The 7269-nt window shown below is 67.1% G+C and carries 12 protein-coding genes and 1 tRNA gene; 1 reads left to right on the plus strand and 12 read right to left on the minus strand.

All coding sequences use genetic code 11. The features are described 5' to 3' along the window. The 11 genes from RIF93_RS16910 to RIF93_RS16960 form a co-directional block, all read right to left on the minus strand. Window positions 1-282 (minus strand): hypothetical protein (locus RIF93_RS16910; protein ID WP_309092622.1); only part of this gene is annotated, 282 nt, incomplete at its 3' end. Window positions 283-822: 540 nt separating this feature from the next. Then, window positions 823-1209: a 50S ribosomal protein L7/L12 gene (gene rplL / locus RIF93_RS16915; RefSeq protein ID WP_309092623.1), complete on the minus strand. Its 387-nt coding sequence runs from the start codon at window positions 1207-1209 to the stop codon at window positions 823-825. Window positions 1210-1256: 47 nt separating this feature from the next. Next, window positions 1257-1772, minus strand: a complete 516-nt coding sequence (gene rplJ / locus RIF93_RS16920) for a 50S ribosomal protein L10 (protein ID WP_309092624.1) — start codon at window positions 1770-1772, stop codon at window positions 1257-1259. A gap of 294 nt (window positions 1773-2066) precedes the next feature. Beyond that, the gene (locus RIF93_RS16925; protein WP_309092625.1) at window positions 2067-2540 is read right to left on the minus strand and encodes a hypothetical protein; all 474 of its coding nucleotides are present in this window, start codon (window positions 2538-2540) and stop codon (window positions 2067-2069) included. Then, a complete protein-coding gene (locus tag RIF93_RS16930) occupies window positions 2537-3052 on the minus strand; it encodes a GNAT family N-acetyltransferase (protein ID WP_309092626.1) in 516 nt (171 codons plus the stop codon). Before RIF93_RS16930 ends, RIF93_RS16925 begins: the two co-directional genes overlap by 4 nt. Before the next feature lie 72 nt (window positions 3053-3124). Beyond that, complete coding sequence (gene rplA, locus RIF93_RS16935; RefSeq protein ID WP_309092627.1) at window positions 3125-3814, minus strand: 50S ribosomal protein L1; 690 nt, start codon at window positions 3812-3814, stop codon at window positions 3125-3127. 3 nt (window positions 3815-3817) lie between these two features. Further along, window positions 3818-4249: a 50S ribosomal protein L11 gene (rplK, locus tag RIF93_RS16940; protein ID WP_309092628.1), complete on the minus strand. Its 432-nt coding sequence runs from the start codon at window positions 4247-4249 to the stop codon at window positions 3818-3820. Between the two features lie 182 nt (window positions 4250-4431). Then, window positions 4432-4860, minus strand: coding sequence for a GxxExxY protein (locus RIF93_RS16945; RefSeq protein ID WP_309092629.1), 429 nt, complete (start codon window positions 4858-4860; stop codon window positions 4432-4434). A gap of 9 nt (window positions 4861-4869) precedes the next feature. Then, entirely contained in the window at window positions 4870-5439 is a 570-nt protein-coding gene (gene nusG / locus RIF93_RS16950; protein ID WP_309092630.1) for a transcription termination/antitermination protein NusG, read from the minus strand. 7 nt (window positions 5440-5446) lie between these two features. Continuing rightward, the gene (secE, locus tag RIF93_RS16955; protein WP_309092631.1) at window positions 5447-5749 is read right to left on the minus strand and encodes a preprotein translocase subunit SecE; all 303 of its coding nucleotides are present in this window, start codon (window positions 5747-5749) and stop codon (window positions 5447-5449) included. A 64-nt stretch (window positions 5750-5813) separates the two neighbouring features. Further along, a tRNA-Trp gene (locus RIF93_RS16960) sits at window positions 5814-5889 on the minus strand. Between the two features lie 177 nt (window positions 5890-6066). Between RIF93_RS16960 and RIF93_RS16965 the strand changes: the two genes are divergently transcribed. Further along, entirely contained in the window at window positions 6067-6297 is a 231-nt protein-coding gene (locus tag RIF93_RS16965) for a hypothetical protein (protein ID WP_309092632.1), read from the plus strand. Between the two features lies 1 nt (window position 6298). On the opposite strand, the gene RIF93_RS16970 is transcribed toward RIF93_RS16965, so the two are convergent. Next, window positions 6299-7129 carry a GIN domain-containing protein gene (locus RIF93_RS16970; protein ID WP_309092633.1) on the minus strand — a complete coding sequence of 277 codons (831 nt, stop codon included), beginning with the start codon at window positions 7127-7129 and terminating at the stop codon, window positions 6299-6301. Between the last annotated feature and the right edge of the window lie 140 nt (window positions 7130-7269).

A 7269-nucleotide genomic window follows, 5' to 3' on the forward strand; every position in this document is an offset into this window, starting at 1 on the left:
CATGTCGCGCTGGACGCATTCCTCGACGTCGTACTTCGGCTCTTCGAACTCGTACGAGACGTACTCGAGCACCGCGCGCTCGTTGAAGTCCTTGATCGGGAAGACCGACTTGAAGACGGCCTCGATGCCCTCGTCCCGACGTTCCACCGGACGCACTTCGCGCTGCAGGAACTGTTCGTAGGACGAGCGCTGAACCTCGATCAGGTTCGGCATCTGCACGGCTTCGGGGATGCGGCCGAAAGACTTCCGGATCCGCTTCTTACCGGTGAAGGACTGCGCCATTTTGATCCCTTGAGGACGACGCGGAACGGAGTCCGGCCGTCGAGCTTTTCATCCTGCGTCCACCCTCGAGCTTCCCGGGCGGGAAGCCGGACGCTGGAATGCCCCTGTGTCGTCAGGGGCGCCCCTTCGCATGGTCGGAGGGCGGCGGACCATGCCTCGGGACATCACGCGCGAAGAAATCCGCGTCGGCGATTTCGGAATCGGAAGTGTTCGCGAACGGGCGGAAATAAGCTCTTTCGTCCGGCTTGGGAAGCCCCCGCAGGCACAAAAAGTGAGCGGCGCCGCACCTGAGGGTCCGACGCCGCTCTTTGGGGTCAACCCGGGCAGATCCCGGGATGTGCTAGCTTCCGATCATTGCGCTGGTCGCGCATCCCCCAACCAGGGAGGCGGCGCGGAAGTTCCCGGGTGCGATTCCAGGAAAATGCCGGCCCGGCCGGGGCGGCCCTCCCCGGCTCGCGGGGAGGCTCGGGCCAAAGGAAAAGGGCCGGAGGTCTCCCCCCGGCCCTTCAACTTCAGAAGCGCTGATGCAGCGCCGCCAGACTACTTGATCTGGACGGAGGCGCCGGCTTCCTCGAGCTTCTTCTTGATCTCTTCGGCTTCTTGCTTCGAGACGTTTTCCTTGACGTTCTGCGGAGCGCCTTCGACCAGGTCCTTGGCTTCCTTCAGGCCGAGGTCCGGACGAACGCCGCGAACTTCCTTGATCACGTTGATCTTCTTGTCGCCGCCGGCGGTCAGCACGACGGTGAATTCGGTTTGCTCTTCAGCAGCCGGGCCGGCGTCGCCGCCGCCAGCAGCCGGAGCGGCGGCCACGGCCACCGGCGCGGCGGCCGAAACGCCCCACTTTTCTTCGAGCATCTTGGAGAGCTCAGCGGCTTCCAGGACGGTCAGGGCGGACAGGTCTTCGACCAGCTTTTCGAGATTAGCCATTTCGTTCGATCCTTAATGGTAGAGGTTTGTCGGGGAAGATGACGATCTTAAGCGGCGTCTTTGGCGGCATAGGCGCCCATGACGCGAGCCAGTTGACCAGCCGGCGCCTGCAGCACGCCGGCGATCTTGGTCGCAGGCGCCTGGATGAGGCCGATGATCTTGCCGCGAAGCTGGTCCAGCGACGGCAGGGTCGCGAGCGCGCTCACACCCTTCTGGTCGAGAACCTGCTGACCCATCAGGCCGCCGATGACCGTGAACTTGTCATTGTCCTTGGCGTATTGGGTCGCGACCTTGGCGGCCGACACCGGGTCCGGCGCGAAGGCGATCGCGACGGGGCCCTTGAAGAGGGCGTCGCCCGCTTCGCCGACCGCGCCAGCCAGCGCCTTCTGAGCCAGGGTGTTCTTCACCACCTTCAGCTGGGCGCCCTGCTCACGCAGCTTGCCCCGCAGATCGGTCATTTCCGCAACGGTCAGACCCATGTAGTGGGTCACGACCACGGCGCCGGAGCTGTCGAAAACGCCCTTGAGCGCCTCGATGGCTTCCTGCTTTTGAGCGCGGTCCATTGCGGTCTCCATACTCAGGTTCGACGCACGCGCGAGTGCGCACGCCGGTAAGCAACCTGTCCTGTGAGAGAAGCCGCAGCCTCGCGCTTGTCCGGATCGGACGGCGGCGAAACTTCATCTTCCCGTCTCCCTGCGTCCGAGGAAGGGCTCTTCCCCGCGTTACGGCCTCCGGTGGCCCCGGCGGCTGCGCAGTTCTTGGACAGGATGGACAGACCCGAAGGCCCATCCGTCCTCGCCTATCCCCTTGACGAGGATCGACGAAGCGCGGGCCTTTACACGAAGCCGCCGGCCGGTTCAACCCGCCGCCAGCCACCGCTCCAGCCGCTCGGCCTTGGCCAAGTCCTTCGGACGGCCGAACTCGCGCAGGATGCGCAGCTGCTCGGATCCCGTCGGCAGCGGCAGGTCTAGGCCCGCGAAGCGGCGGGGCCGCACCTCGCCCACCCTCACCGGCCGCCAGCCTTGGGCCGTGCGCAGCTCCAGGTCCCCCATCACCTCGATGGCTCCCTCGGGCGCGAGGTAGCGCGAGAACCGCGAGCGGAACCCCGCCGCCGAGTCTGGCGCATAGTCGGGCTGCCGCCAGTCCCGCCACGCCTGTTCCAGCGCTGCAGCGCCATCTGCCGTCGTCACGATGTCCAGGTCGGGGCAGTCCGCCACCGGCAGGCCCAGGATCATCAGCGCCCCGCTGCCGATCACCGTCCAGGGCTCCTCCAGCCGCGCCAGGTCCGGCGCAAGGCGCCGCACCAGCGCCTCCAGTTCGCTCGGGCTCATCGCTGCAGCCCGTCCGCAACGGTCAGCCGCAGAACCGGCCCGTCCCAGTGGGCGTCCTGCTGCTCCCGCGCCTCGACAGGCCCGCTCGCCAGCTCGTCGGCCACGCGGCGCCAGAACGCCTGCGCCGGCAGGTTCCAGCGGGCGATGGCGATCTCCCATAGACCTGGCCGCGCCCGCATCGCCAGTCCGGCCGCCACGCGGCCCACCCCTTCACGGCGGTAATGCCGGGCGATCCAGAAGTCATCCATGTTGAAGTCGCAAGGGCGCCCCGAACGGCTGCGCCGGTTGACGAGGACGAAGCCGGCCAGTCGCCCGTCCGCCGTCACCAGCAGCGGCTCGGCGCCGGGTTCGACCCAGTACGCGCTCAACGGCGGGTACGCCGGGAAACGCCCGTCCGAGTCCAAGTCGACGCGCCGGCTCTCCCAGAATTCCGCGAAGTCGTGGACGTAGAACTGGAACAGGTTCTCGATGGTCGCCCGTCGATCCACGGCGGACTCGAGCCGCACCTGCATGCGTCCTCCAGCCAAAGAAAAAGGGGCGCAGCGTTTCCGCTGCGCCCCTGGTCTCTAGCACGTCGGCTGGGCTTAGACGCCCACCGAGCCGGCGTCGATCTTGAAGCCGGGCCCCATCGTGGACGAGAGGCTGATCTTCTTGATGTAGGTGCCCTTGGCGCCCGACGGCTTCGCCCGGTTCAGCGCATCCACCAGCGCCTTCACGTTGGCGGTCAGCTGCTCCTCGGTGAACGAGGCCTTGCCGATGCCGGCGTGAATGATGCCCGCCTTCTCGACGCGGAACTCGATCGAGCCGCCCTTGGCGTCCTTCACGGCTTGGCCGACGTTCGGGGTCACCGTGCCGACACGCGGGTTCGGCATCAGGCCGCGCGGACCCAAAACCTTACCCAGACGGCCCACCAGGGCCATCATGTCCGGCGTGGCGATCACGCGGTCGAAGTCCATGAAGCCGCCTTGGATGCGCTCCACCAGGTCTTCAGCGCCGACGATCTCCGCGCCGGCGGCCTTGGCCTCATCGGCCTTGGCGTCCTTGGCGATGACCGCGACGCGGACGTCACGGCCGGTGCCCGACGGCAGGCTGACCACGCCGCGAACCTGCTGGTCGGCGTGACGCGGATCGACGCCCAGGTTGACGGCGATTTCGACGGTCTCGTCGAACTTGGCGTTGGCGTTGGCCTTCACCAGCTTGACGGCTTCGTCCAGCGGCAGGGTCGCGGTCCGATCGCCGGTCCACTTCTGCATGCGCTTCGGTTGCTTCGCCATGTCTTAGGCCTCCACGATCTGAAGGCCCATCGAGCGGGCCGAGCCCTCGATGATGCGCGCGGCGGCCTCGACGTCGTTGGCGTTGAGGTCCTTCATCTTCTTCTCGGCGATCTCGCGCAGCTGCGTGCGGGTGATCTTGCCGACCGTTTCGCGGCCGGTCTTGCCCGAGCCCGACTGAATGCCGACGGCCTGCTTGATGTAGTAGGTCGCGGGCGGGGTCTTCGTGACGAAGGTGAACGACTTGTCCTGATAGACCGTGATGACGGTCGGAAGGGGCGTGCCCTTCTGTTCCTTCTCGGTCCGGGCGTTGAACTCCTTGCAGAAGCCCATGATGTTGACGCCCCGCTGACCCAGCGCCGGCCCGATGGGCGGCGAGGGCGTGGCGGCGCCGGCAGGCACCTGCAGCTTGATGTAGCCCAAGATCTTCTTGGCCATCTTTGCCTCCAAAGGCCGGAAAGCCCGGCCGGTTTGAGCCGTGGTCCGAGGTTACGGTGGCCGCCCTCTCCCACGGATTTGAAATCGCAGGCGAACCCGCGAAGCGGCGGCTCATATCAGCGAAGCGCCCGCGAAACAACCGCAGGCTCGAACATCACCGCCAAGACGCCAAGAGCGCCAAGTCAGCCGAGCAGGCGGCGCACCCCGTCCTTCAAGAGGACGACATTGAAGTTGATGAGTAAGCCGAGCCTGAGGCCGGAAAGCTTCAGGTAGGTGATCAGCTGCGCTTTATGGAGGCGCGTTAGCGCTTCGACCGCCTTCACCTCCACGATGACCAGATCCTCGACCAAAAGATCGAGCCTGTAGCCAGCGTCGAGTTGAAGCCCCTCGTACTCGAGGGGTTGCGGAACTTGGCGCCGGACGCTGAGGCCACGGAGTGTGAGTTCATGCCGCAGGCATGCCTCGTAGACGGACTCTAGAAGCCCTGGTCCTAGCGCCTTGTGAACCTTGAGACTTGCGTCGACGATCTGTCGGGCTACGGCGTCTGCAGCGGCCGACGGCTCTTGGCGTTCTTGGCGTCTTGGCGGTCCTCTTTCGGATGGCTCCGCCAAGCTGACCTCTTACGCGATCTTTTCGACCTGGCCGTATTCCAGCTCGACCGGCGTGGCGCGGCCGAAGATCGACACCGTGACCCGCAGGCGGGCGCGTTCCTCGTCGACCTGCTCCACCGAGCCGTTGAAGCTCGCGAAGGGCCCGTCGGTGACCCGCACCTGCTCGCCGATCTCAAAGGTGATCGTCGGCTTCGGACGCTCGACGCCCTCCTCGATCGCGCCGACGATCCGTTCGACCTCCTTCTCGGAGACCGGGATCGGCTTCGAGCCCGAGCCCAGGAAGCCCGTGACCTTGGGCGTGTTCTTGATGAGGTGGTAGGCCTCGTCCGTCAGCTCCATCTTCACCAGCACGTAGCCGGGGAAGAACTTGCGCTCGGAATTCACCTTCCGCCCGCGGCGGATCTCGACCACGTCCTCGGTCGGCACGAGGATTTCGGAGAAGTTCTCTTCCAGCCCCTGGGTGCGCGCCTGCTCGCGGATGCTCTCGGCCACCTTCTTCTCGAAGTTCGAGTAGGCGTGGACGATGTACCACTTGTGGCGCGGGTTGCTCTTGGTCGTCGTTTCAGCGGCTTCGGACATCTTCAAATCACCCGGCGTTCGCCAGCTTCAGCACCTGGCTGACGCCGAAGCTCAGCCCCAGGTCGACGACCCAGAAGAAGCCGGCGGCCAGCAGCACCATGATCGCCACCATGACCGAGGTGATCCAGGTCTCCTTGCGGCTCGTCCACGTGATCTTGCGCGCCTCGGCGCGGACCTCGCGGGCGAACTGGGCCGGGCTGGTCTTCTTCTTCGGAGCCTGGGCGACGGCCGCAGGCGAGGCCATGGCCGCAGCCGTCTTGGCGGCGCGGTTCCTGATCGCTTGCGGGTTCGATCCCGGTTTCCTGGCCATGCGGCGTCTTCAAACTCGTTTTGGGGCGGCGACGGCCGCTGCCCCGGTTCTCACTCATATAGGGTGGCAGGAGTGGAGGGACTCGAACCCCCGGCCCTCGGTTTTGGAGACCGATGCTCTACCAGCTGAGCTACACTCCTAAAGCGCGAAGCCTTCAGAGCCCACCCTTCCGGGCAATGAAACAGCGCGCCGGAAGCCGCTTGGGCCTTCGGCGCGCGCGGCTCATCGCCGGAGCCGGGTCATCTAGCAGCGAGCGCCCGCCCGGGCAAGGGATCGTATGGGGCGGATCGAATGCCCTCGCAGGCCGTTTCCACGCGATGCCAAACCCGCACGATCCCTCCTACAACCGCGACGACGAGCAGAAGCCCGGACGCCCCCAGCGCACCGCCTACGAGCCCAAGGGCGCCGAGGGCGACGCCGCCACGTCCAAGACCTTCACCGACCCCGCCTCCGGCGAGAGCCAGGGCCGCGCCCACGCGCCCAACCAGGCCGAGGCCGACCAGACCGACGGCGTGCGCCGCCGGGCCCCGCCGGGCGCGGACGAATAGCCTACTCGCCCACCACAACGCGGCCGGCGCCGGAAACGGCTTTGCGGACCGGTCCCTTCACCTGATCCACGTGGATCGAGCCCAGGCCCGAGATCGACGCGTCGAGGCTGTCGGCCACGCCATCGAAGTCGACGCCGCCGATTCCCGAGACCGAGGCCCGAAGGCTGCTGGCCCGGCCGCTCGCCAGGCGGATGCGGCCCACGCCCGAGACGTCCGCCGCCACCGGCCCCCTGATCTCCTCGATCTTGACGCCGCCTGCGCCGGACAGACGCGCATCCAGGCCGCGGCGGATGCGCGTGGCGTGGACGTTGCCCGCCCCCGACAGCCGCACGTCCAGCCGCTCGGCCTGGCCCATCATCACCGAGCCCGCGCCCGAGGCGCGGATGCGGGCCTCCCCGCTCATGTCAGCGACCGTCCAGCCGCTGCAGCCCGAGCTCTTCAGCTCCACGCTGCCGGCCCGGCCGATCGCGCCGTAGACGGCGCCATCGGCCTCGATCTTCACGTCGCGGGGCGTGCGCACGACCACGCGCGGCATCTCGTTCCAGTCCACGACGCCGACGCCGCGGATCCGCACCTTGCGGCTCTCGCCCTTGCCGTTGCAGTCGCGCAGTCGGGAGCCGAGGTCGCCGGAGATCACCGTGCGGTCGCCCGACTGGCTGACCCGCAGCGGCAGTTCCGGATTCGACCGGATCACCTCGACGCGGACGTCGGAACGGTTCTCGGGGATGACGGTGACGCGGGCGACCGCGTCGTCGAACTGGACGGTGGCGGCCTGGGCGGCGCCGGCGGTCAGCGCCGCGGCGGCGGTGAGAAACGCGATCCTCAGGCTCATGGCCCTCTCCTTCGAACAACCCGAGGAGAGGCTTAAGACCCGCTTTCAGCCACGACACTTTAATTCGAGGTCATGACACGGATGTAAGCAAAAGGGCCGCCGGGTTTCCCCGGCGGCCCACTGCAGTCTCTACGCTGTGA

The sequence above is a fragment of the Phenylobacterium sp. genome, assembly GCF_031181185.1.
Classification (GTDB): domain Bacteria; phylum Pseudomonadota; class Alphaproteobacteria; order Caulobacterales; family Caulobacteraceae; genus Phenylobacterium.